We start from the raw sequence: 22,906 nt of genomic DNA, 5'->3' as shown, positions 1-22,906 counted from the left end.
CGGCGGGCCGTGGACGTAGGTTCGGAAGGTGACCGATTCTCCGACGCCTGGCGCCGAGCTCCATGTGCCCGACGACCTGAGCGGCATCACCGCCCAGCAGTATCGCGCCGCCATGCGCCATTATCCGGCCGGCGTCACCATTGTCACGCTGAAATCTCCGGACGGGCCGGTCGGTTTCACCGCGACCTCGTTCGCATCGCTGTCCGCGCAGCCGCCGCTCATCTCGTTCAATATCGCCGAGACCTCGTCCAGCATCGCGGCCATGTCGCAGGCGGAATCGGTGGTGGTGCACTTCCTGGGCGAACATCAGAAGCATCTGGCGCAGCGGTTCAGTCGCAGCGCCGAGGAGCGATTCACCGACCGGTCGCTATGGACCACCCTCGAATCCGGCGAACCGGTCCTGCACGGCACCCCGATCTGGGTGCGCGCGACCGTGCACCAGCTGATTCCGATCGGCGATCACACCCTGGTGATCGGCCTGGTCACGCGGGTGCACGACAACACCGAGGACGCGCCCGCCGTCGGCCCGCTGGTCTACTACAACGGCGTCTACCACCGCGCCGAGATCGCCGACTGACTCACGCCGCCGCGGACGCGACGGTTCCGATCCCCAGCGCCGCCAGAATTCCGGCGCTCGCCTGCTCCAGCCGATCCCGCACCTTCGGCTTGCGCAGCAGCTCGACGGCCCGCGAAGCCGCCACCGCCAGCAGCACCATTTCGATTGCGGCGATGGATGATTCGATCGCGCCCAGGGTGAGCGTATTCGCGAACGTCACATGGGTGAGGAACTGCGGCAGCACCGCGAGATAGAAAAGCCCGACCTTCGGGTTGAAAATACAGGACAGCAACCCCGCGGCGAATGCCGAGCGAATCGATGACGCCCGTTCCCGCGACCCCCGCGCGGCCAACTCCGACTCCGCGTCCGCGAGCCCCTTACGATGCGCCATGAGCGCCCGAATCCCCAAGTACAACAGGTAGATTCCGCCGACCACCTTCAAACTGCGATAGGCCGTGGCCGACTGCTCCAGCAGCGCCGCCACCCCCGCCGCGACCACCACCGCCCAGACGATCCCGCCGAACGCCGATCCGGCCGCCGCCGCGATCCCCGGACGCGGCCCGGCCATCGAAAAACGCAGCACCAGAAAGGTATCCGGGCCGGGGGTCAGGGCCAGCAGCACGCACAACCCGAGAAAGCTCAGCAGCAGGGGAATACTCACCCGTCCATGGCAACCCACCACGGGCCACGGCGCAAGTGTTTTCACCACGCATGAGAAAGCCGCCGACGTTCCGGAGGAGAAACGTGCGGCGGCCCTCGGAGCGGCAGAGATTCAGTTCCGCGCGCTGAATTCCGCGCCCAGTTCGCGGAACACATCGGTGTTCATCGTGAACGCGAGGCGGGCCTCATCGAGCACGCGCTCGACATCGGCGCCATCGATGGGCAGTCCGTCCAGGTTCTCCCGGTACTCGCGCTTGAACGCGGCCGGATTCGAGATGTCGTCGAAGACGTAGAAGCGCACGCCGTCGCCCTTCTTGGGCAGGTTCCACAGCTTCTCGGCGGTACCGCGAATGACCTGGCCACCGGACAGATCACCCAGGTAGCGGGTGTAGTGATGCACCACGTAGCCGGCGGACCATTCGGTCGCGCACTCCTCGATGCGGGCGGCGTAGGCGGCGGTCGAGGGCAGCGGGGTCAGCTCATCGCGCCAGTTCGCGCCGCCGAGGTAGGCCAGATCGGCTTCGAGGGCGGCCAGGCGGGCCAGCCCCGGCTGTACGAACGGTCCCGCGACCGGATCGGAAGCCAGTGCGGCGGAATGCTTTTCGAGTGCCTCGTAGACGAACCAGAGCTGCGAGGTGTAGCGGTAGAAGGCTTCCACACCGAGCTCACCGGTGAGCAGATCGCGCATGAAGGTGGAGTGCTCGGCCTCGGCGTGCTGCTGTTCGGTCGCGCTGCGGATGAGCGTCGAGAACGGCGCGGCGGTGCTGGTGTCCAACATGGTCGAGCTCCTCGTTCGGTCGAAAATCTACGTCTCGGGGCGCCCACCTTTGGATACCCTAACTTCCTCTCCGACCATACGCTTCAGCAACGATCTCGCGATTCGACCTTTTCGGCCCTCCCGATCCAACTTTCGGATGATTTTCTCGACGGGGTTGACAAGAACCGCGATCTTCTGCAAGCTCTTCAACCAGGTCATGAGTACCAGCGTCAAGCCCTGGCTAGCTGGTCGGCAACCCTCCTCCGCGGTGGGGTGCTCCAGGTGACGACCGGGCCGCCGCCCGACCGGGCGCGGCAAGCGCGGACTCTCGATCATTCATTTCTTTTGATCGCGTGTCCCTTGCCCGATGGGATTTCGTGATGACTGCTTTCGCCGACCAGACCTGTGCCGCCCTCGCCACCGTTTCCGGTTGTGAGCTCCAGGTACCGCTCGTGCAGGGTGGAACGATTCGCTACGCCAACTTCGACTATGCCGCCAGCGCACCGGCTTTGGCGCAGGTCACCACCCGCGTACAGGATCTGCTGCCGTTCTACGCCAGCGTGCACCGGGGCGCGGGTTACGCCTCGCGCGTCTCCACCGACTGCTACGAATCCGCCCGCGGTTCAGTCGCCCGCTTCCTCAACGCGGCCGACGATCAGGTCGTGGTCTTCACCCGCAACACCACCGATTCGCTGAACCTGCTGGCCTCCTGCGTACCCGGTGACACCGTGGTGCTCGATTCCGAACACCACGCCAATTTCCTGCCGTGGACCCGCAACGGCCGCCGCGTGGTGCCGATCGCGGACACCATCGAGGAGACCATTCAGCGCGTGGTCGCCGAACTGTGCACCAAACCCGCTGCGCTGCTTGCCATTACCGGTGCGTCCAATGTGACCGGGGAACTGCTCCCGCTGGAGCGCCTGGCCTGGATCGCGCACCAGTGCGGCACCCGGGTACTAGTGGACGCCGCGCAGCTGGCCCCGCACCGCCGCATCGACCTGGCGACCAGCGGTATCGACTACCTGGCCTTCTCCGGCCACAAGGCGTACGCCCCGTTCGGCGCGGGCGTCCTGGTCGGCCGCCGCGACTGGCTCGACGCCGCCGAGCCGTACCTCGCGGGTGGCGGCGCTGTCCGCTCGGTCAGCGCCGACAGCGTGGAGTGGGCCCCCGCCCCGCAGCGCCACGAGGCCGGTTCCCCCAATGTGCTGGGCGTGGCCGCCCTGGCCGCCGCCTGTGACGCGCTGGCCGAAATCGACGAGACCACCCTGCTCGAGCATGAGCAGTACCTCACCCACCGCCTGCGCTACGGCCTGAAAACCGTTCCGGGCGTGAACTTCCTGCGCATCTGGCGGGACAGCACCGATGCGGTCGGCATCGTCGCCTTCACCGTCGACGGATTCGAACCCGGGCAGGTCGCGGCCTACCTTTCGGCCGAACACGGCATCGGCGTCCGCGACGGCCGCTTCTGTGCCCACCCCCTGCTGTCACGCCTCGGCGTGGACGCCGCCGTGCGGGCCAGCATCGGCCTGGGCACCACCGCCGCCGATGTGGATCGCCTCGTCAATGCCATCGCCGCCCTGGTCGAGAACGGTCCCGCCTGGGATTACGCCAAGACCGAAGGCCACTGGAATCCCACCCCGGAGACCCGCCCCTTCGGCAGCTCGGCCGACGGCGCGGCTCCCTGCGCGATCTAGAACACCAGGTAGCGCCGGGCGAGTTCTTCCACGAAGGGGTCGTCGTCGGCGACGGCCTCGAGGATATCGAGATCGTCCTGCACCGAAACCTGGCGTCCGTCTTCCTGATCCGGATCCGGCGGCCCGTCCTCATCGAGCTGCCGGATCAGTTTCGCGCGCACGCGCTCCTTCAGCGAATCACTCATAGCCAGAGCATGCCCGGTTTGCCCGAGGTAATTCGGCCAGGCACGCCGACCGATCACACCGGCGCGAGCCAGCTCCCCCACGGCGTATTGCGGACGACCGTATATAGGACAAGGAAAGCCAGCGTCACCCACAGGGCCACCCTGGGCAGCACCCGCGGTAGCGGCGGCGGACTCGTGCGCCCGCGGAACCCGCTCACCAGCCAGGTTCCCCACCACACCAGGAACCCCAGCAGCAGTGGCACCAGCAGGATATTGCTGTGAATGGCGTCGAGCACCCGGCCGTCGGTGAGATTGTGCAGCCCGCGCAGGCCGCCGCAGCCGGGGCACCAGTACCCCGTCAATTCCTTGAACGGGCACAGCCCGTACGACCCGGACTCATGCGGATCGCGAAAGTGCAGTAGCGCCAGGCCGCCCGCCACGACGGCACCACCGAGCAGCGGCAATCCGGCACTCAGCCACCTGGGGTGAGCAGCGGATTCGGCGTCGCGCGCCTGCACGGTTTCCACCAGACAACCGTAACCGGGCCCGCCCCAACCCGCCATATTCCGCACGACTTCGCACTCCCAGACAGTGCGGTTGACACTCCGTACCCGTGGGTATGCTTCCCCTGCAACGGTTTTCGATCCAGCGGGAGGTAGCTCACATGAACCGACGCCGGACCGACAGCGGCAGAATCACCCGTGCGGCACTCTCCGCGGGCGCACTCGCGCTCATCATCGTCGCCAAAGCGGGCAGCATGACCTTCGGCTACTCATTCCCCAACAGCCTGCTGATCCTGCTGGTGGTGGCGGCGATAGTCGGCGCATACCTGCTGTTCCAGCGCCGCGAGTGCCCCAGGTCATCGGGCACGAGCCCCACTCCGCCTGCCGCCCAGCGGGTCACCGGCCCGGCCGCGACTCAGCAGACCGCCGACCCCGCCGCCGCGGTGGCCACCGTCTCCGCGCAGGCCCTGATCTCGAATCATCAAGAGCCGCCGACCATGCCGGTGCACTACAGCGTCGCCACGCCGGATGATCCACCGACCGTCGGCATCGTCGGCACCCACGATGATCCACCGACCGTGGGCCTCAGCGAATCGGTGCCCGTTCGCTGACCGGTGCGGTGAGCGCGCCCGCGAGCATGTCGATGATCTCCGCCCAGGCATTCGCATCGCCCGCCGCGACCCGGCCCGATTCCACCGCCCGCTCATGATCGGCCAGCAGCGCGAACAGCATGGTCGGTAGCGCGCGCAGCCGGTGCACCCGCAATCGCGGTGCGAGCGTGGTCATTTCATCACCGAGCCGCTGCATGATCACCCGCACCGAGGTGCGCCGATCGCTCTCCAGATTCGAGGCGTCGGTGACCGCGGGATGGGTGTGGATCTGTTCCAGGAAGCGCGCGTAATGATGACTGCCCTCGCTCGCCCCGAGTTCGAACATCGGCACCACCAGCGCCTCCAATAGCGCGTGCACCCCCGCGCCCGCGCCGACCTGTTCCGCGAGCATTTCCAATCGCCGCACCTCGAGCGCGCCGAGTCGCAATTCCACGACGGCCTCGATGAGTCCGTCCCGCGAGCCGAAGTGGTACTGGATCGCCGAATTGTTCCGCTGTCCGGCGGCCGCGGCGATATCGCGCAGCGGCACCGCCTGCCCGCGTTCGGCGATCAATCGCTCGGCCGCGAAGATGATCCGCTCCCGCGCCTCGTTCACTCCCACAGGTGCAGAATAGCCGCCCACCAGCCGATAAAGAACTCATCCTTGACAGTTAAGCACTTGTTCTTAAAGCTCTGAGTGACTGCCATCACTCGATAGGACTGCACCCGATGATCCTGGACACCTTCCGACTGGACGGCCGCGTCGCCGTCGTCACCGGCGCCGGCCGCGGAATCGGCGCCGCGACCGCGCTCGCGCTGGCCGAGGCCGGTGCCGATGTCGCCCTCGCCGCCCGCACCCCCGCGCAGCTCGAAGAGGTCGCGGGCAAGATCCGCGCCCTGGGCCGACAGGCGGTGATCGTCCCCTGCGATCTGAACGATCTCGACACCGTCACCGCCTTCGCCGATACCGCCGCCGCCGAACTCGGCCGCCTCGATATCGTCGTCAACAATGTCGGCGGCACCATGCCGAACACCTTCGCCACCACCTCCCCGCAATTCCTGGAGGACGCCTTCCACTTCAATGTGTCCACCGCGCACGCCCTCACCCAGGCCGCACTGCCGCACATGCTGAAGAACGACGGCGGTTCGGTGGTCAGCATCTCCTCGATGATGGGGCGCGCGCCCGGCCGCGGCTTCCTCGCCTACGGCACCGCCAAAGCCGCACTCGCACACTGGACCCGGATGGCCGCCTCGGACCTGTCCCCGCGCGTACGCGTGAACGCCATCGCCGTCGGCTCGGTCCTCACCTCCGCACTGGAAGTCGTTGCGCAGCAACCGGAAATCAAAGCCAAGATGGAGGGCGCGACCCCGCTGCGCCGCCTCGGCGAGCCCTGGGAGATCGCCGCCGCCATCGTCTTCCTCAGCTCGCAGGCGGGCGGCTACATCACCGGCAAGATCCTCGAGGTCGACGGCGGTATCGAAGCACCCAACCTCGAACTCGGCCTCCCCGACCTGTGAACCGGAGTCAGCCATGAAATACCGTGTCGTGCAATGGAGTACCGGTAATGTCGGCCGCCGCACGCTCCGCAATATCATCGCCCGCCCAGAACTCGATCTGGTCGGCGTATGGGTGTCCAGTGACGCCAAAGCCGGTCGGGACGCGGGCGAACTCGCGGGCCTGGATCTGGAAACCGGCATCACCGCGACCACCGACGCGCAGGCCCTCATCGCCCTGAAACCGGACTGCATCGTGCACACCGCCATGGCCGACGACCGGCTCATGGAAGCGGTCGAGGACCTGAAGATGTTCCTGCGCGCGGGCATCAACGTGGTCTCCAGCAGCCCCGTCTTCCTCCAATTCCCTTACGGCACACTGCCGGACGAGGCCATCGACCCGATCATCGCGGCCGCGAACGAGGGCAATGCCTCGCTGTGGGTGAACGGCATCGATCCGGGCTGGGCCAATGATTGGCTCCCGCTCCTGCTCTCCAGCGGTTCCGAGCGCATCGACGCCGTCATCTGCTCGGAGATCATGGACTACTCCACCTACGACAACCCCAAAGTCCTGTTCGACATCATGGGCTTCGGCAGCGCCCTCGACGACCTGCCCCTGCTGCTGCAACCCCGCGTCCTCACCCTCGCCTGGGGCAGCGTCATCCGCCAGCTCGCCTCCGCCCTCGACGTCGAATTGGATTCCGTCACACAGCATTACGAACGCCTCCCGGCCACCGAGGAACTCCTCGTCGGCAAACGCGTCATCGCCCCCGGCACCGCCGCCGCCCTGCGCTTCCAAATCCACGGCGTCCGCGCGGGCCGCGAAATCCTCACCCTCGAACACGTCACCCGCCTGCACCCCGACCTGGCACCCGACTGGCCCCAACCGGCCGGAAAAGGCTGCTACCGAGTGGAAATCAAAGGCGACCCCGACTACCTCCTGGACCTGCAGCTCTACAGCAACGGCGACCACGCCGAAGCGGGCGTCGTCGGCACCGCCGCCCGCCTGGTCAGCGCCATCCCCGCCCTGGTCAGCGCCCGCCCCGGCCTCCTCACCGCCATGGACCTCCCCCTGACCACCGGCCGCGGCCTGGTCTCCTGACCCGAATCGAAGGCCCCCACCGCCGTGCTCGGCAGTGGGGGCCTTCGCCATGTCACCGGGTCGCACCGTGCCCCGCCGCCAAGCCATGACCGATCCGCAACATCTCCGATATGAACGCCCCGCGGCGCAATCCCGTTTCACCGGTAGAGGTTTGACGCTCACCGGCACCGCCCACCGAAGTCTCACCTGACGCGCTCAGCGCACGGGCTCCCACACCGCGCACCCCACGCGGCGATCCGAAATTGATCCCCGCCGCTTTCAGCGGCGACCTCACTGGAGATCCCGCATGTCCACACACCCGTCGATGACCGCTGCCCGCACCCTGTTCGCGGCCTGCACCCTCACCGCTCTCCTGGCAATCGCCCCCGCCACCCTCGCGGCCCCCGCCCAAGCCACCACCACCGGCTCCAACACCTCAACCGCCGGCGACAACCGCCGCGCCGAAGACCGCAACGCCCCGGCCCCCGCCGCCAACCGCAACCCCCACTACGACAGCCGCCGCTGCACCCCCACCACCCAACCACCCTGCCTACCCTGACCAACAAAAAACAGGTGGAGAGCGATAAACGCTCTCCACCTGCTTGTTTGGAGCCGCCTGGGGGAATCGAACCCCCGACCTTTTCATTACGAGTGAAGCGCTCTACCGACTGAGCTAAGGCGGCGTGCCTTCCGGCGGTGCGAGTCTATCGTCTGATGGCCGGAATCCGAAAATCGGTGGTCACGGTCACGCGGAGCGGGCGGCTATCAGGCCCGCGACCATGGCGGCTACGGCGAAGCGGGGCTTCACGTTGGTTTCCAGGGCGTCGCGGCAATCCAGGACCGCTTGGATGGACAGGAGTAGGCCCTCGGGGCGGACGTCGGCGGCGAGGGCGCGGATCTGGTCGGCCATATCGGGATGTGTCAGCGTGACACCGGTTTTCGCGGTGGCGTTCGCCGCACCGAAGCGGACGGCGAGCGCGTCGCGGTACATACCGGCGACATCGATGAGCGCACGATCGAGGGCGTCACGACCGGTGCGGGTGGCACGGGACTTCTGGCGCTTCTCGAGGTCCTTGAGCGCGCCCGCGGAACCTCGGGTCGCCGAGGCCGCACCCTTACCGGTGCCGCCCGCGCCCATCGCGGTCGCGAGGGCATCGCGTTCCTTCTCATCGCGGGCCGCGCTGACCTGCTTCGCCTCATCATCGGCGGACTTCACCAATTCATCGGCGGCGGTATAGGCCACACCGGGCCGCGCGGTGGCGGCGACCAGGGCCAGAGCCCGTTTGCGCCGGGCACGCGCCTCCTCATCGGTGGCCAAACGCCGGGCCCGGCCGACATGACCGCCGCTCACCGAGGCGGCCCAGGCGGCGGCCTCGGGTGAGAGACCATCCTGATCCCGCAGCACCACGGCGATGGAATCGACGGACGGCGTCGCCAAATGCACGTGGCGGCAGCGCGAACGCAGCGTGATGGAGATGTCCTCCGGATCCACCGACGGCGCGCACAACAGGAAGACCGTCCGCGCGGGCGGCTCTTCCACCACCTTGAGCAGCACGTTTCCGGCGGCCTCGGTCAAACGATCGGCATCCTCGACCACCACGACCTGCCAGCGACCGGTACTCGGCCGCCGCGAGGCGACCTGCACGATCTCGCGCATCTCCTTGGTGCCGATACTCAAACCCTCCGGCACCACGCGCCGCACATCACCGTGCGTTCCGGCCATGGTGGTGGTGCAGGCATGACACCGCCCGCAACCCGGAGATTTCGGATCGGTGCACTGCAGGGCAGCCGCGAAACACAGCGCCGCCACCGACCGACCCGAACCGGGCGGACCGGTGAACAGCCACGAATGCGTCATGGCCGAGGCGGAAACAACCTCCCCGCCGCGAGCCGCCACCGCGGCGGTCCGCAGATCGGACTCGACCGCGTCCTGTCCCACCAGTCGATCGAAGACTCCTGCCACGCCGTACAGACTACTGTCGACCGCCGACAGCTCAGACCGCGCGCTGGTAGGTGGTGTTCGCACCGTCCAGCGCCTCGCGAATGATGTCGGCGTGCCCGGAATGCTGCGAGATCTCGCGCAGAATGTGCAGCAGGATGTACCGGACCGTCAGCCAGACCCGCTCCGGAGCCCAGGGCGCGGTCGGGGTGGGAATCGAATCCTCGAGATTCGGTAGTTCGCGGATCAGCTTCGCGGTCTGCTCGGCCACCACATCCCATTCGGCGAGCAAGCCCTCGACCGTCTCGTCCGGACCCAGCTTGTACTCGGAATCCATTCCGGAGACATCGAATTCGGATTCCGGATCGCGCTCGACCAGGATCGTCGTCCAGTGCCGCTCGGTATTGATGATGTGGTGCAGCAGCCCGCCCAGCGTCAGCTCACTGACCGTACTGCGCTCGCGCGCCTGATCGTCCTCGAGACCCCGAAGGGTGATTCGGAACAGTTCGCGCTGACTCGCCAATACCGTGATCAGCTCTTCGCGCTCGTGATCGACTGCCATCGAATGCCCTTCCGCCGGTGCGTGTTCGAACCACACGCTACGGCAGCGCACCGACAGGAAACAGCCCCGGAAAAAATGACTCCGCCCCAGCTCAGAGCCGGGGCGGAGGATCATTTTCAGGACTTGGTCGCCGCAGCTTTCTTGGCCGCCGCAGCCTTTTTGGTAGTGACCCCGTCGGCGGTCTTGGCCGCGGCCTTCTTCGCCGCCGCCTTCTTCACCACGGTGGTCTTGGACGCGACCGCCTTCTTCGCGGCGGTCTTCTTCGCCGCCGCCTTCTTGGCCGGAGCCTTCTTCGCCGCGGTCTTCTTGGCCGTCTTCTTCACCGGCCCGCGCGCCCGCCGATCCGCCAGCAGTTCCGAGGCGCGCGCATCGGTGATGGACTCCACCTCATCACCCTTGCGCAGGCTCGCATTGGTCTCACCGTCGGTGACGTACGGCCCGAACCGGCCGTCCTTGATCACCATCGGCTTCTCCGACACCGGATCCACACCCAGTTCACGCAGCGGCGGCGCACTCGCGGACTGCCCACCGCGCCGCTTGGGCTCGGCATAGATCTTGAGCGCGTCTTCCAAAGTGACAGTGAAGATCTGGTCCTCACCGGTGAGCGACCGCGAATCGGTGCCCTTCTTCAGATACGGCCCGTAGCGCCCGTTCTGCGCGGTGATCTCATCACCCGTAGCCGGGTCGGCACCGACAACACGCGGCAGCGACAACAGCTTCAACGCGTCATCGAGCGTGATGCTCTCCAAATCCATTGACTTGAACAGCGATCCGGTACGCGGCTTCGGCGCTTCGGCCTTCTTCGCGCCCTTCTTGGGCTCGGCCTCTTCCGGCGGCGCGGGCAGCACCTCGGTCACATACGGACCGAAACGTCCTTCCTTGGCGACGATTTCGTGCCCGCTCTCGGGATCCACACCGAGTGAGCGACCCTCCTGCGGCGTCGAGAACAGCTTCTCGGCGACCTCGGCGGTCAGCTCGTCGGGCGGCAGCTCATCGGGCAGGTTCGCCCGCTGCGAGATCGGATCCCCTTGCGGGTCATCGGGATTGACGATCATGCGCTCGAGATACGGACCGAACTTGCCGACCCGCACGACCACATCGCGGCCCTCGTCATCGACGAACAGCTTGATCGAATTGACCTCGCGCGCATCGATACCGTCGAGCCGCTCGCCGACCATCTTCTTCAGGCCGCCCTCGCGCGCCACCGAACCCTCGGCGCCGTGCTCACCGCCGAAGTAGAAGCTGGACAACCAGTTTCCGCGCTGCTCGCGCCCACCGGCGATGGCGTCGAGGTCATCCTCCATGGCCGCGGTGAAATCGAAATCCACCAGCCGCCCGAAATGCGCCTCCAGCAGACCGACCACCGCGAACGCCACCCACGACGGCACCAGCGCATTACCGCGCTTGTACACGTACCCGCGATCGAGAATCGTCTTGATGATCGACGCGTAGGTGGAAGGACGCCCGATACCGAGGTCTTCCAGCGTCTTGATCAGCGAGGCTTCATTGAACCGCGCGGGCGGATTGGTGGTGTGCCCATCCGGCAGCAGTTCGACGGCCGTCACGCCCTGGCCCTCGGTCAGCACCGGCAGTCGCGATTCGGCGTCATCGGACTGACCGCCCGCGTCCTCGTCGACACTCTCCACATACGCCTTCAGGAAGCCCGCGAACGTGATGGTCCGGCCGGACGACGAGAACACGCACTCCTCACCGGTATTCGCGATACCGGTGATGCGCACCGTCATGGTGGTGCCACGCGCGTCCTGCATCTGCGAGGCCACGGTGCGCTGCCAGATCAGCTCGTACAGCCGGAACTCGTCATTGTCGACCCGCGAATGAATCTGCCCCGGGGTGACGAACACATCACCCGACGGGCGGATCGCCTCGTGTGCCTCCTGCGCGTTCTTCACCTTGCGGGTGTACTGCCGCGGCGTCGGGCTCACATACTCCGCACCGTACAACTGCGTCGCCTGCGCCCGCGCGGCCTGAATCGCGGTGTCCGACAACGTGGTCGAGTCGGTACGCATATAGGTGATGTAGCCGTTTTCATACAGCCGCTGCGCGACCCGCATGGTGCGCTCGGAGGTGAAACGCAGCTTGCGCGCCGCCTCCTGCTGCAACGTCGAGGTCATGAACGGCGCGTACGGCTTACGCGTGTACGGCTTGGACTCGACCGAGGTGACATTGAGATCGACCCCGGTGAGCGATTCCGCGAGCCGCTGCGCGTAATCGGCGTCCAGCACGGTGACGCCCGAGGACTTCAACTGCCCGTCGGATCCGAAATCACGACCGGCCGCCACGCGAGCGCCGTCGACACTCACCAACCGCGAACCGAAGACCCGCGGATTGCCCTCGCCCTGATCGCCCGCGTCCAGCTTGGCCGCGATATCCCAGTACTCGGCGGACCGGAACGCCATGCGCTCCCGCTCGCGCTGCACGATGACGCGCGTCGCCACCGACTGCACGCGGCCCGCCGACAAACGCGGCATGACCTTCTTCCACAGCACCGGCGAGACTTCATAACCGTAGAGCCGGTCGAGGATGCGCCGGGTCTCCTGCGCGTCGACCAAATCCTTGTCGAGCTCGCGCGTGTCGGCGGCCGCCGCGAGGATGGCGGGCTCGGTGATCTCGTGGAACACCATGCGCCGGACCGGGACCTTGGGCTTCAGCGTCTCCAGCAGATGCCACGCGATGGCTTCGCCCTCGCGGTCGGGGTCGGTGGCGAGATAAAGTTCGTCGGCATCGGCCAACAGGCTCTTGAGCTCGGCGACCTTGGCCTTCTTATCGGGGCTCACCACATAGATGGCCTCGAAGTCATTGTCGACGTCGACGCCGAGTCTGGCCCACTGCTGTCCCTTGTATTTGGCGGGTACATCGGCGGCGCCTCTGGGCAGATCCCGAATATGACCCACCGATGCCTCGACCACATAGCCGCGGCCCAGGTAGGGGGCGATTTTTCGGGCCTTCGTCGGTGACTCGACAATCACGAGACGACGCAGGGGGCGGCCCTGGTCGGGCGCTGCCTTGGAGTTCGGCGCTGCACCGCGGTCTCGTGTTGCCACCGGCGAACACACCTTTCCTGTCGATCCGCGCCGCTCATATTTCAGCGGCACGGCCGCGCCGATACGCGGGTGGGGCAAGCGGCTGCGACTCGTTATATCGCTGCCAGCAACGTTTATACCGTGTTCAGAGGCTTAGCCTCGGTCGCAGCGACGATATGGCCCCGGGTTGTGATCGAGTGTAATGGGTGCAGATATGGGTCGTCCCCCACCGCCATGTGGCGATGGGGGACGGGTACCTGGGGGTTGGCCCGCTCAGCTGAGCGCGCGAACACCGGTGGCCTGCGGGCCCTTGGTGCCCTGACCGACCTCGAACTCGACCTTCTGGTTCTCCTCGAGGGTGCGGAAGCCCGAACCCTGGATCTCGGAGTAGTGGACGAAGACGTCAGCGGAGCCGTCCTCGGGCGCGATGAAGCCGAACCCCTTCTCCGCGTTGAACCACTTCACAGTTCCCTGTGCCATTCTGTTCCTTCTCTTTCCATACCGGAACGGTAGACAAGTAGGTTCGTCCACCGGGTCCGTTGAGACCGCTGTACTCTGTTCCCCCTGCAGGAAAGCCATCAGTACACCGTTCGCAACATCGATCCTGCTTGATGGTTTGGACTTTGGATCCGTTCCCTCGAACACAGAAGCTTGCGACCAGGAACCAGTGAACCATGTCCGCGAGCAATTCAACAGCTGAGTTACCCACAATTTGCAAAAAAGTTGATCTTGCGAATGCGCAGGTGAGGGGCGTAATGCCCAAATCCGTACTCGAAGTAGGTTTGCTTCCGGATAACAGAGCGAGCATCCGGCAAACCCCCTGTGAGACAGGCCGCTACTCTGTAGTGAAATGGCAGGTAGAGGACCAGACATACACACGTTTCGCACCGCACTCGCCCCGCAGGACCCCGCGATCGTGAATATCGCGGACGCCGCGGACCGCGCGGACGGTGACAACTCCCCCAGCTATGGTCGATCGTTGCTGAATCGTGTCCTTACCGGGGCGGTGGGTGGTGACCCGCGTCTCACCCATGTCGCGGAGCTACCGCCACGTGCGGCTCAGGTAACGGAATGGCCCGAATGGACCTCTCCCGACGTGGTTGCCGCGATGTGCGCGACCGGGGTGGAACAGCCCTGGACACATCAGGTGCGGGCCGCCGACCTGGCCGCTCAGGGACGGCACGTGGTGGTTTCCACCGGGACGGCGTCCGGTAAGTCGATGGCATATCAATTGCCGGTGCTCACCGCCCTGCAGCAGGATCCGCGGGCCACGGCCTTATATCTGTCGCCGACCAAGGCACTCGGGGCCGATCAGCTGCGCATGGTCAATGAACTCACCGGTCAGGACCCGCTTCGAGGAATCCACCCCGCTCCTTATGACGGGGATACACCGGTCGAGATCCGGCAGTGGGTGCGGGCCAACGCGCGCTGGGTCTTCACCAATCCGGACATGCTGCACGTCGGCATGCTGCGATCGCATCAGCGGTGGGCGCGGCTGCTGCGGCAGTTGAAGTACGTGGTGGTCGACGAATGCCATACCTATCGCGGGGTTTTCGGATCGCATGTGGCGCTGGTACTGCGCCGATTGCGGCGGCTCGCGCAGCGATACGGAGCGGATCCGGTTTTCGTGCTCTGCTCGGCGACCACCGCCGAACCGGCCGAGGCGGCCTCGCGGCTCATCGGAGCGCCCTGCGTCGCAGTCACCGAGGACGGGTCACCGCAAGGGGCGCGGACCGTGGCGCTCTGGGAGCCGCCGCTGCTCGGGGCGGGCGTGACCGGGGAAAATGGTGCGGCCGTGCGGCGTTCGGCCGGTGCCGAGGCGGCCAAGGTGATGGCGGATCTGGTGACCGAGGGGGCGCGCACGCTCACCTTCGTACGGTCCCGGGTCGGGGCCGAGGCCATCGCAATGGATACGAGAAGGCTGCTCGCCGACGTCGACCCCGCGCTGCCGAGCCGGATCGCCGCCTATCGGGCCGGATATCTGGCCGAGGACCGGCGGGCACTGGAAACCGCACTGTCCGAGGGCTCGCTGCTGGGCGCTGCCACCACGAATGCCCTGGAACTGGGCGTGGACATCGCCGGACTGGACGCGGTCGTGGTGGCGGGGTATCCGGGCACGGTGGCCTCGTTCTGGCAGCAGGCCGGGCGGGCGGGGCGGCGCACGCAGGGGTCATTGGTGCTGCTCATCGCACGGGACGACCCGCTGGACACGTATTTGGTGCATCACCCGGAGGCGCTGCTCGGGCGGCCGGTGGAGGCCACCATCACCGATCCGCACAATCCCTATGTATTGGGCCCGCATCTGCTCTGCGCGGCCATGGAACAACCGCTCACCGATGCCGAAGTCCTGGACTATCGAGCCTGGGAACTGCTCTCCGACCTGGCGAAACAGGGTTTGATCCGGCGGCGGGCGGGGGCCGGTAAGGACGGGTCGGCGCGCTGGTTCAGCACCGTGGACTCGCATCCGCACGATGCCGTCGACGTGCGCGGGGGCATCGGCACGGCGATCGCGGTGGTGGATGTCGAAAGCGGGCGCATGCTGGGCACCACCGATGCCGGGCGGGCGCCGGCGACCCTGCACGAAGGGGCCGTTCACCTGCATCAAGGCGAGAGTTTCGTGGTGGACGAGCTGGATTTGGAGGAGGGCGTCGCGCTCGTGCGCGCCGAGACTCCGGGGTGGTCCACCAGTGCGCGGGCGGTGACCTCGATCGAGGTCGAGGAAGTACTGCATGAACACGTGCACGGGGAGGTGACCATCGCGCTGGGACGGGTGCTGGTGACCCGTCAGGTCATCGGCTACCTGCGCAAACTCCCCAGTGGCGAGGTGCTGGACATGGTGCCGCTGGACCTGCCCGCGCAGCTGCTGCCCACCCGGGCGGTGTTCTACACCGTCACCCCGGACCTGCTGGCACGCGCCGGAATCGATGCGAAACGGGCGCCTGGAGCGCTGCACGCCGCCGAACACGCCGCCATCGGCATGTTGCCGCTGGTCGCGACCTGCGATCGATGGGATATCGGCGGGGTATCGACCGCCGAACACGCCGATACCGGACTGCCCACCGTCTTCGTCTACGACGGGCATCCGGGCGGTGCGGGCTTCGCCGAGCGCGGGTTCGCGCGACTGCGGCAGTGGCTCGGGGCGACCCTCTCGGCCATCGAATCCTGCGGCTGCGCGAGCGGGTGCCCGTCCTGCGTACAGTCTCCGAAGTGCGGAAATGGCAATAATCCGCTGGATAAGGCGGGGGCGGCGCGGCTGCTGGCGGCGGTATTGGGCGAGCTCGGCGAAGGTGACGGCGCTCACACCGTTTCGTGATCAGCTCGAAGCCGGAGCGAGGCCGGACCGCCATCGCGCCGACCGGCCGGAATCCGGCAACTGGGAGGTGTCCGACGGGCGCACGGGCGGTCCGGGGCCGGTCTCGCGACACGTGGCCGATAGCCGAATAAAAAGGGATGTGATCCTGTTAACTGGAGGATTGCTCCGTTCGATATTGTCGATCACGCATTTACCAGTGCATTCATTCGATTCCGACTTCTGGAACGAATAGGAAAGCGATCGAGATCCAAACAATTCGCTTACCACTTTCATCCAATATCGACATTGATCGACACGCGGTGTGGTGCGCGCCATCCATTCTCTAACCAACCGCTCGGTACGAGATAGTCGCCATTAGTCGCTATGTCCCATCGGTCCCGCCCTTGCCTTCGCACTGATCGATCGAGTGCCGAGTGGACCCAGCGCCATTCGCGACTCGACGGTGACGGTCACATCCCACTCGCGCACCGCGCAATCGATCACACGCATACCCATTCGCATACCGATCTCCCGTGCGCGCGCACATCCCGATTCGGCACCGGCCGCCAATCCGGCGGCCGCCGCCAGCGCCGCCAGATCGGCCGCGGACTGCGCGCGATGCCTGCCCACCACCGCGACACCCACCTGCGCCAGCAGCACCGTGAGGCTCAATAGAGCGACCAACGCCACACCTGCGAGCACCGTCACTCCCCCTGATTCGCCTCGCCGATCCGGCCGAAATGCGGCGATTTCACGGATCCGACCGCGCGCGCCTCGCCGGATCACCGCAGATCTCCCGGGTTCAGGGCATCGGTTCCGGCGGATCACCGGGGATCTCCCGGGCTCGCGGCATCGGTTCCGGCGGATCACGGTGACTCCCCCGGCTCCCGGACCGCCACCGCCTCCGCGCGCAGGGTGAGCGGTAGCAAGGGTGCGCGGACGGTCACCACCGCCACCACCAGGTCGCCCTCGGAGCGGACGGTGATCGAGGCATGGGGTGGCGCGACCCGCTGCCCGGCGGGGAGAGCCTTGGCGGCCTCTCCTCGGGCGGTCAGGCGCGCCGTCTCCCTGGCGGCGTCCACACACCGCACCTGCGCGGAAACGGCCAGCAGCGCGCCGATACACAGCACCAGGACGGTGACCAGCGCAGCCAGGGCGATGGCGGCCTCGACGGTCGCCATGCCCAGCTCGTCACCGACACGATCGGGGAGGCGACGTGGCGGCGGCTGCCGCGCCTGGATCAGTTGACGGAGGTCTTCAACGCCCTGTCGATGATCCCGGTCAGCGCGCTGACGATGCTGTCCCCCGTCACCACCCCGTACAGGACGGCGCCGAACGCCGCCGCCGCGATGGTGCCGATGGCGTATTCGGCGGTGCTCATGCCGTCCTCGCGAACCGCGACCAGCAGCAACCGGTTTCGCAGGTCCCACTCCGGGCCCCGAATGGATGTGCGCACGATCTCTCCTCTCCTCGCTCCGATGCGGCGATTCCGCTTCGGCACAGTCGTTTCCGTTCACAGCAGACCCCCGCCCAGTACGTAACTCGCCAGTCCGATCACCACGGGCACGATGCCCAGGCAGACGAAGGCGGGCAGGAAGCACAGGCCGAGCGGTCCCCCGATCAACACCCCGGCCCGCTCGGCCCGCGCCGCCGCCGCGTCCTCGACCGCGCCGCGCCGCTGCTCCGCCAATTCACCCACCGCCGTGGCCAATCCGGCCCCCGAGCGCGCCGACCGCCGCGCCATCCGGGCCAGCGCCGCCACGCCCTCATCCGCGCACCCGGCGGCCGCCTGCTCCCACGCCGCCACCGGATCCGCCCCCAGCGCAAGCAATTCCGCCGCGCGCCGCAATACCGAACCCAGGGGCTCGCCGGCTCCCGGCGCGACGGCCCCGGCGGCAGCCGCCGCAGGCAGCCCGGCGCGCAGACAGGCCGCGAAGAGATCGAAGGTCCCCGAAGACCCCAGTGGATCGGCCGCGCGCCGCATCGGCCGCACCTCCGACTCACCCCGCGCGGTACCGGAACCCAACCGCGCCAACCGCCGTCGTGCGGCGATACGGCCCGGCTCCACGAGCAAAGCCAGCGCGGCGCACACCCCCGCCAGCGAAAGCGCGTTCACCACAACGCCTCCCGCGCACGAGACAGCCACACACCCGACCGCACTGGGCCGGTTGATCGAGGCAGCCGCCCAACTTCGAGTGAGGTGGTCACCGCAGTACCCTTCCGGTAATGGCGTCCGTCCAGAGCAGACCGGCGCAGGTGAGAGCGGCCCCGAGCGGTAGTAGATAGGCACCCGCCGCCGAGGCGAACAGCACGCGCAACGGTGCGGCTCCCATGAGCTGACCCAGCGCGATCCCGAGCAGCGGTAACAGCGCCAGCACCGCGGCGGTGGCGCGCGCACCGGCCAGTGCGGCCCTGGTCCGATCACGGAAACGCTTGCGGCCCAGTAGGTCCAGCCGGGTGGCGGCCAGCAGTTCCGCCAACGCCAACCCATGCCGATCCGCGACCTGCCACGCATCCGCGATCCTGGACAGCTCCTCCGGCACGGCGGTCTCGGTGCGGCGGAACGCGTCCGCACCGGAGCCACCGAGCCGACTCCGCGCGGCGCTGACCGCGAAGACGCGCGCTGTCGGACCGACGGTCTCGACCGCCGCGACCTCCGCCGCCGCGCTCGGATGTGCCCCGATCCGCAACTCCCCGATCACCGCCTCCAACCCCTCCAGCAGCTGCGCACTCTCCGCCGCCCGCTCCCGATCCGCCCGCGCCCGCCGCCAGCGCAACACCAGCGTCCCCACGACCAAGATCCCGGCAACCAACGGCCCCACCCCGACGAAAAACACAACCGGAAGCACCGCGACCACACCGAGCCGACCAGCCGTCAGACGCCGAGACAAGCGAAACCGACCGGTGCGCCGAAAGATTCGCGCGAACCGCCGCCGCCCCGCCGACTCGGGAGCCACCACCAGCGCCAACGCAACACAACCGAGAATCGAAGCCGGATACCCCACAACCGAAGTCATCGATCCTCACCGCCGTCGGTGGGCGGGGCGGCTGTGCGGTGATTGACACAGCGGCTCCGCCAGCCGGAGCGTAGGCCGGGCGGCTGGCTGTGGCGCCAGTGAAAGAGCTTGCCGCAGCGTTGATCTCGCATGGGACAGTGCTCGTCGGTGCAGCAGTCGGGTTGCGATTGTGGCGGAACGGAAGGGTGCCGATCCGGGCCGTTCGATGCGGCGGTCATAGCTCGTCCTTTCGCTGCGGAGCTGAATAGGCTTGGAGTAGAGAGCTTTTGGATGGGTTCGCACCACGGTCATGGGCTGTGTGGACGCGGAGGCCGGAAGAGAGGGCCTTCCGGAGGGGCCGGGTAGCGTTCCCGGTTCGTCAGCGGCTCGAGCAGGGGCGGGACGCCCGGGCTATAGCGCGGTTCTGTCGTTCAGTAGGGCGTTCAGGGTTGCGGCGGCGGGCGTTGGGCGGGGGTCGGCGGACCAGGCGGGGGTTATGTCGATTCGGGTGGGGGTGGGGGTGACCAGGCCGATTTCGCGGAGGGTGCGGGTGCCGTCGGGGTGGCGGTGGACGTGCAGGATTATTTGGATGGCGGCGGCCAGTTGGCTGTGCAGGGTGGCGCGGGACATGCCGCCCAGGGCGGCGAGGGCTTCCAGGCGGGCGGGGACTTCGCGCGGGGAGTTGGCGTGGACGGTGCCTGCGCCGCCGTCGTGGCCGGTGTTGAGGGCGGTGAGGAGGTCTACGACTTCCGCGCCGCGGACTTCGCCGACCACTATGCGGTCGGGGCGCATGCGCAGGGCCTGACGGACCAGGTCGCGGACCGTCACCTCGCCCGCGCCTTCGACATTGGCGGGGCGAGCCACCAGGCGGACCACGTGCGGGTGGGGTGGGGCGAGTTCGGCCGCGTCCTCGACGCAGATGATGCGTTCGGACGGGTCGACCTTGGCAAGCAAACCGGACAGCAAAGTGGTCTTTCCGCTTCCGGTCCCGCCGACAACGAGGAAGGCGAGGCGGGCTCGGATTATCTTCTCCAGCAGCACTTTCGCGTCAGGGTGGATCGCACCGGAAGCGGCGAGGGCGTCAAGGCCCTGCGAGGCGGGGCGCAGTACGCGCAGGGACAGGCAGGTGCCACCGTGCGCTATGGGCGACAGGACCGCGTGCAGGCGAACGCCGAACGAATTGCCCAGGGCTGCTTCGGTTCCCGAGAGTCGGCCGTCCACCCACGGTTGCGCGTCGTCGAGCCGGCGGCCGGCGGACAGTGCCAAGCGTTGGGCCAGCCTGCGCACGGACGCCTCGTCTTCGAAGCGCACCGGCGCTCGGCACAGGCCGCGACCGCGATCCACCCAGACCGCATTCGGGGCGGTGACCAGCACATCGGTGACATCGGGGTCATGCAGCAGCGGTTCCAGCACACCCACGCCCGTCATCTCGGTCTGCAACAGCCGCAATGCCCGCAGTAGATCGGTATCGCCGAGCACCCCACCGGCCTCGGCCCGAATGGCGGCCGCCACCCGTGCCGGATCCGGATCGCCCGCGCCATCGGCCAGGCGCTCGCGCACCCGATCCAGCAGTTCGGGCGTGACCAGGGCGCTCATCGCCGAGCTCCCGCCAGTGCCGATCCAATTCGACTGGCCCGCACAGCACTACGGTGGCCCAGCTCGGTGAGCACCAGATCGGCCGCCGTTCGCAGTGGGCCACGCCGTTTGATGGTGAGACCGCCGCGCTCGAGACGTTCGGCCAGACCCGGCTGGGGTGGTAACGCGGCGAGCAGCGGCAGGCCCAGGGTTTCGGAAATCTCGCGCCCGCGCAGCCCTCCCGGCGACGGCCCGCGAACCAGCAAGCGCACGTGCGGATTTCGCCGCGCCAGATAGGCGGCCGCCGATTCGGCCGCGGCGATGGCGCGTAACCGCGCGGGCACCACGAGCACCACCAGATCCGCCGCATCGAGCACTTCCTCGGCATGCGGACCGCGTTCGGCGGATACATCGCAGACCACCAGATCCCCCGCGCCCCGGCCCGCGTCCAGCACCGCCCGCACCGCCGAGGGCGCGAGTTCCGTTGTGGAGAGCCCTCTTCCACAGGACAGCACCGCCGCGCCACCGACACTCGGAAGCGCGTCATGCAAAGCGGACGCGGACACCCGCCCGTCCTCGATCACCAGATCCGGCCAGCGCAGACCCGGCACCCCCTCCAGTCCGAGCAACAGATCGATCCCGCCACCGAAAGGAGCGGCATCCACCAGCAGGGTATGCGCAGGTTCTCGACCGGCCACGAACTCTCCACGCCCCCACACCGAACCACTGCGCATCGAAGCCGAAACACCCTGTCCCGCACCGCGCGTGGCACTCGAACCACCGCGCGACCCGGAGCTGCTGCCCAGCGGGCTGGTCGCTCCCGCGAGTGTGACCGGCTCATCGCGACCAGGAGCGAGGGGCGGTGCGGAGGTCCGGTGCGGATGGGTGGTGCCGACTCTGGGGTGGCCGGTGTGGCGGGTGCGGGCGGCGGCGGCCAGGGCGATGGCGGCGGCGAGGGTTGAGGCGCCGGAGCCGCCGGCGGCTCCGGCCACGGCGACTATCGCTCCGTCGGCGGAGCCGGGCTGGTTGCCGGTGGTGAAGGCGGTGATGAGGATGGGTGCGGCGGTGGGGAGCGGGAGGACGTTTTCGGCGCCGAGTTCGGTGGCTGTCTGCCAGTCGAGCAAACCCGGTTCACCGTCGGTCACCAGGAGGATTCCGGGGCGGCGGGTGGATCCGGCGGATATGCAGCAACGGGCGGCGGGGGTGTCCAGGACTATGACGGGCGCGGCGGCCCAGGGGTGGCGGGCGACCGGTGCGGTGCGTTCGTCGAGGGGGCGGTCGGCGGCGGCCGCTATGCGGCGGACCTCTTCGCGCAGGCGCGGGTCGGACAGCAGGGCGAGGGCTCGTGGCGAGTCATCGATATGAGAGTCCATGCAGGTCAGCGTCGCCCAGCGCGAAGCGCGCCGAAAGAGGGAAGATAGCGATTGTGGATAACACGCGGGCTGTGGATAAAACCCGGGTAACCAAGTGGGACATAACAGTCCGTAGATAGAGGACGACCCCAGCCGGGGGGGGAGGAGGCTGGGGTCGTCGGGTTCAGCCCCGGGGGGTCGGGCTGAACGCGCCTGGAACAAGTCCAGGTATCTGCGATACTACACCCAAGCCCCGCCGGGTTTGCAAGTCCGCCGGGCGAGTCTTTTTCCCGCGGACCCGGCTCCGCTTCCCGCTGGCTAACCCGGGCAAACAGGGAAATATCCGGCATCGAGCACACCGCGACACGCAGCCGTCACTCGCGAAACATATCCTGGACGCCGTGACAGCCGAACGTGGACGAGTGGCCGCATTCTTCGATCTCGACAAGACGGTGATCGCGAGGTCGAGCGCCTTCGTCTTCAGCAAGCCGTTCCTGGACCAGGGCCTGCTCAGTCGCCGTGCCGTCCTGGAGAGCAGCTATGCGCATTTCCTGTTCCTGCTGTCGGGCGCGGACCACGATCAGATGGAGCGCATGCGCGAACATCTGACCCGCATGGTCGCGGGCTGGGATGTGGATCAGGTGCGCTCC

24 protein-coding genes, 1 tRNA gene and 1 riboswitch are annotated in these 22,906 nt (G+C 67.6%); of the genes, 8 read left to right on the top strand and 17 right to left on the bottom strand.

Going from position 1 to position 22,906, the window contains the following annotated elements; genetic code table 11:
* The first annotated feature begins 112 nt into the window (after positions 1-112).
* Positions 113-577 (top strand): flavin reductase family protein, encoded by a 465-nt coding sequence (locus tag ACFC4D_RS05130; RefSeq protein WP_375963846.1) that lies wholly within the window; start codon positions 113-115, stop codon positions 575-577.
* A gap of 1 nt (position 578) precedes the next feature.
* Here the strand turns inward: ACFC4D_RS05130 and ACFC4D_RS05125 are convergent, their stop codons facing one another.
* Positions 579-1,217 carry a LysE family translocator gene (locus ACFC4D_RS05125; RefSeq protein ID WP_376061916.1) on the bottom strand — a complete coding sequence of 213 codons (639 nt, stop codon included), beginning with the start codon at positions 1,215-1,217 and terminating at the stop codon, positions 579-581.
* A 111-nt stretch (positions 1,218-1,328) separates the two neighbouring features.
* Complete coding sequence (locus ACFC4D_RS05120; RefSeq protein WP_376061915.1) at positions 1,329-1,994, bottom strand: heme oxygenase (biliverdin-producing); 666 nt, start codon at positions 1,992-1,994, stop codon at positions 1,329-1,331.
* A 192-nt stretch (positions 1,995-2,186) separates the two neighbouring features.
* Positions 2,187-2,300: riboswitch (SAM riboswitch) on the top strand.
* 53 nt (positions 2,301-2,353) lie between these two features.
* Between ACFC4D_RS05120 and ACFC4D_RS05115 the strand changes: the two genes are divergently transcribed.
* Entirely contained in the window at positions 2,354-3,667 is a 1,314-nt protein-coding gene (locus tag ACFC4D_RS05115; RefSeq protein WP_376061914.1) for an aminotransferase class V-fold PLP-dependent enzyme, read from the top strand.
* On the opposite strand, the gene ACFC4D_RS05110 is transcribed toward ACFC4D_RS05115, so the two are convergent.
* Both ACFC4D_RS05110 and ACFC4D_RS05105 read right to left on the bottom strand, forming a co-directional pair.
* On the bottom strand, positions 3,664-3,852 hold the full coding sequence (locus tag ACFC4D_RS05110) for a hypothetical protein (RefSeq protein WP_375962281.1): 189 nt from the start codon (positions 3,850-3,852) through the stop codon (positions 3,664-3,666). The two genes, ACFC4D_RS05115 and ACFC4D_RS05110, sit on opposite strands and share 4 nt — an antisense overlap.
* Before the next feature lie 53 nt (positions 3,853-3,905).
* Positions 3,906-4,358, bottom strand: a complete 453-nt coding sequence (locus ACFC4D_RS05105; RefSeq protein ID WP_364637565.1) for a DUF2752 domain-containing protein — start codon at positions 4,356-4,358, stop codon at positions 3,906-3,908.
* A 137-nt stretch (positions 4,359-4,495) separates the two neighbouring features.
* Here ACFC4D_RS05105 and ACFC4D_RS05100 point away from each other — a divergent pair, with 137 nt between their 5' ends.
* Positions 4,496-4,945 (top strand): hypothetical protein, encoded by a 450-nt coding sequence (locus tag ACFC4D_RS05100; RefSeq protein ID WP_376061913.1) that lies wholly within the window; start codon positions 4,496-4,498, stop codon positions 4,943-4,945.
* On the opposite strand, the gene ACFC4D_RS05095 is transcribed toward ACFC4D_RS05100, so the two are convergent.
* Positions 4,920-5,546 carry a TetR family transcriptional regulator gene (locus tag ACFC4D_RS05095; protein ID WP_364637561.1) on the bottom strand — a complete coding sequence of 209 codons (627 nt, stop codon included), beginning with the start codon at positions 5,544-5,546 and terminating at the stop codon, positions 4,920-4,922. The genes ACFC4D_RS05100 and ACFC4D_RS05095 overlap by 26 nt on opposite strands.
* Before the next feature lie 107 nt (positions 5,547-5,653).
* On the opposite strand from ACFC4D_RS05095, the gene ACFC4D_RS05090 reads away from it, so the two are divergent.
* From ACFC4D_RS05090 to ACFC4D_RS05080, 3 genes are all read left to right on the top strand, one after another.
* Entirely contained in the window at positions 5,654-6,442 is a 789-nt protein-coding gene (locus tag ACFC4D_RS05090; RefSeq protein WP_376061912.1) for an SDR family oxidoreductase, read from the top strand.
* A gap of 13 nt (positions 6,443-6,455) precedes the next feature.
* Positions 6,456-7,520, top strand: coding sequence for a diacylglycerol kinase (locus ACFC4D_RS05085; protein WP_376061911.1), 1,065 nt, complete (start codon positions 6,456-6,458; stop codon positions 7,518-7,520).
* 286 nt (positions 7,521-7,806) lie between these two features.
* Positions 7,807-8,058 (top strand): hypothetical protein, encoded by a 252-nt coding sequence (locus tag ACFC4D_RS05080; protein WP_376061910.1) that lies wholly within the window; start codon positions 7,807-7,809, stop codon positions 8,056-8,058.
* A gap of 48 nt (positions 8,059-8,106) precedes the next feature.
* Here ACFC4D_RS05080 and ACFC4D_RS05075 read toward each other — a convergent pair.
* From ACFC4D_RS05075 to ACFC4D_RS05055, 5 genes are all read right to left on the bottom strand, one after another.
* Positions 8,107-8,182: transfer RNA gene (locus ACFC4D_RS05075), tRNA-Thr, on the bottom strand.
* A gap of 62 nt (positions 8,183-8,244) precedes the next feature.
* On the bottom strand, positions 8,245-9,462 hold the full coding sequence (locus ACFC4D_RS05070) for a DNA polymerase III subunit delta' (protein ID WP_376061909.1): 1,218 nt from the start codon (positions 9,460-9,462) through the stop codon (positions 8,245-8,247).
* A 31-nt stretch (positions 9,463-9,493) separates the two neighbouring features.
* Positions 9,494-10,000 carry a DinB family protein gene (locus ACFC4D_RS05065; protein ID WP_375962268.1) on the bottom strand — a complete coding sequence of 169 codons (507 nt, stop codon included), beginning with the start codon at positions 9,998-10,000 and terminating at the stop codon, positions 9,494-9,496.
* Between the two features lie 116 nt (positions 10,001-10,116).
* The gene (gene topA / locus ACFC4D_RS05060; RefSeq protein ID WP_376061908.1) at positions 10,117-13,062 is read right to left on the bottom strand and encodes a type I DNA topoisomerase; all 2,946 of its coding nucleotides are present in this window, start codon (positions 13,060-13,062) and stop codon (positions 10,117-10,119) included.
* 252 nt (positions 13,063-13,314) lie between these two features.
* Positions 13,315-13,521 (bottom strand): cold-shock protein, encoded by a 207-nt coding sequence (locus ACFC4D_RS05055; RefSeq protein ID WP_011206895.1) that lies wholly within the window; start codon positions 13,519-13,521, stop codon positions 13,315-13,317.
* A gap of 499 nt (positions 13,522-14,020) precedes the next feature.
* On the opposite strand from ACFC4D_RS05055, the gene ACFC4D_RS05050 reads away from it, so the two are divergent.
* A complete protein-coding gene (locus ACFC4D_RS05050) occupies positions 14,021-16,354 on the top strand; it encodes a DEAD/DEAH box helicase (RefSeq protein WP_376061907.1) in 2,334 nt (777 codons plus the stop codon).
* 354 nt (positions 16,355-16,708) lie between these two features.
* On the opposite strand, the gene ACFC4D_RS05045 is transcribed toward ACFC4D_RS05050, so the two are convergent.
* From ACFC4D_RS05045 to ssd, 7 genes are all read right to left on the bottom strand, one after another.
* Positions 16,709-17,119, bottom strand: a complete 411-nt coding sequence (locus tag ACFC4D_RS05045; protein ID WP_376061906.1) for an Rv3654c family TadE-like protein — start codon at positions 17,117-17,119, stop codon at positions 16,709-16,711.
* Between the two features lie 80 nt (positions 17,120-17,199).
* Entirely contained in the window at positions 17,200-17,514 is a 315-nt protein-coding gene (locus ACFC4D_RS05040) for a TadE family type IV pilus minor pilin (protein WP_376061905.1), read from the bottom strand.
* Positions 17,515-17,573: 59 nt separating this feature from the next.
* Positions 17,574-17,777, bottom strand: a complete 204-nt coding sequence (locus tag ACFC4D_RS05035; protein ID WP_364637998.1) for a DUF4244 domain-containing protein — start codon at positions 17,775-17,777, stop codon at positions 17,574-17,576.
* 69 nt (positions 17,778-17,846) lie between these two features.
* Positions 17,847-18,452 (bottom strand): type II secretion system F family protein, encoded by a 606-nt coding sequence (locus ACFC4D_RS05030; protein WP_376061904.1) that lies wholly within the window; start codon positions 18,450-18,452, stop codon positions 17,847-17,849.
* Between the two features lie 85 nt (positions 18,453-18,537).
* Positions 18,538-19,125: a type II secretion system F family protein gene (locus ACFC4D_RS05025; RefSeq protein WP_376061903.1), complete on the bottom strand. Its 588-nt coding sequence runs from the start codon at positions 19,123-19,125 to the stop codon at positions 18,538-18,540.
* A 615-nt stretch (positions 19,126-19,740) separates the two neighbouring features.
* Positions 19,741-20,925: a TadA family conjugal transfer-associated ATPase gene (locus tag ACFC4D_RS05020; RefSeq protein ID WP_376061902.1), complete on the bottom strand. Its 1,185-nt coding sequence runs from the start codon at positions 20,923-20,925 to the stop codon at positions 19,741-19,743.
* Positions 20,922-22,277, bottom strand: coding sequence for a septum site-determining protein Ssd (gene ssd, locus ACFC4D_RS05015; protein ID WP_376061901.1), 1,356 nt, complete (start codon positions 22,275-22,277; stop codon positions 20,922-20,924). The genes ACFC4D_RS05020 and ssd overlap by 4 nt, the downstream gene beginning before the upstream one ends.
* A 380-nt stretch (positions 22,278-22,657) precedes the next feature.
* Here ssd and ACFC4D_RS05010 point away from each other — a divergent pair.
* A partial coding sequence (locus tag ACFC4D_RS05010) for a haloacid dehalogenase-like hydrolase (RefSeq protein WP_376061900.1) occupies positions 22,658-22,906 on the top strand: 249 nt, incomplete at its 3' end.

It is taken from the genome of Nocardia sp. NPDC056000 (assembly GCF_042269265.1).
Lineage (GTDB): Bacteria > Actinomycetota > Actinomycetes > Mycobacteriales > Mycobacteriaceae > Nocardia.
This window is presented reverse-complemented; position numbering and strand designations above follow the sequence as displayed.

What these genes read in the sequence shown, in the direction of transcription:
- ACFC4D_RS05130 (WP_375963846.1), top strand. Translation starts at nt 113, where the DNA reads ATGCGCCATTATCCGGCCGGCGTCACCATTGTCACGCTGAAATCTCCG.
- ACFC4D_RS05120 (WP_376061915.1), bottom strand. Translation starts at nt 1,994, where the DNA reads ATGTTGGACACCAGCACCGCCGCGCCGTTCTCGACGCTCATCCGCAGC.
- ACFC4D_RS05115 (WP_376061914.1), top strand. Translation starts at nt 2,354, where the DNA reads ATGACTGCTTTCGCCGACCAGACCTGTGCCGCCCTCGCCACCGTTTCC.
- ACFC4D_RS05110 (WP_375962281.1), bottom strand. Translation starts at nt 3,852, where the DNA reads ATGAGTGATTCGCTGAAGGAGCGCGTGCGCGCGAAACTGATCCGGCAG.
- ACFC4D_RS05100 (WP_376061913.1), top strand. Translation starts at nt 4,496, where the DNA reads ATGAACCGACGCCGGACCGACAGCGGCAGAATCACCCGTGCGGCACTC.
- ACFC4D_RS05090 (WP_376061912.1), top strand. Translation starts at nt 5,654, where the DNA reads ATGATCCTGGACACCTTCCGACTGGACGGCCGCGTCGCCGTCGTCACC.
- ACFC4D_RS05085 (WP_376061911.1), top strand. Translation starts at nt 6,456, where the DNA reads ATGAAATACCGTGTCGTGCAATGGAGTACCGGTAATGTCGGCCGCCGC.
- ACFC4D_RS05080 (WP_376061910.1), top strand. Translation starts at nt 7,807, where the DNA reads ATGTCCACACACCCGTCGATGACCGCTGCCCGCACCCTGTTCGCGGCC.
- ACFC4D_RS05065 (WP_375962268.1), bottom strand. Translation starts at nt 10,000, where the DNA reads ATGGCAGTCGATCACGAGCGCGAAGAGCTGATCACGGTATTGGCGAGT.
- ACFC4D_RS05055 (WP_011206895.1), bottom strand. Translation starts at nt 13,521, where the DNA reads ATGGCACAGGGAACTGTGAAGTGGTTCAACGCGGAGAAGGGGTTCGGC.
- ACFC4D_RS05040 (WP_376061905.1), bottom strand. Translation starts at nt 17,514, where the DNA reads ATGGCGACCGTCGAGGCCGCCATCGCCCTGGCTGCGCTGGTCACCGTC.
- ACFC4D_RS05020 (WP_376061902.1), bottom strand. Translation starts at nt 20,925, where the DNA reads ATGAGCGCCCTGGTCACGCCCGAACTGCTGGATCGGGTGCGCGAGCGC.
- ssd (WP_376061901.1), bottom strand. Translation starts at nt 22,277, where the DNA reads ATGGACTCTCATATCGATGACTCGCCACGAGCCCTCGCCCTGCTGTCC.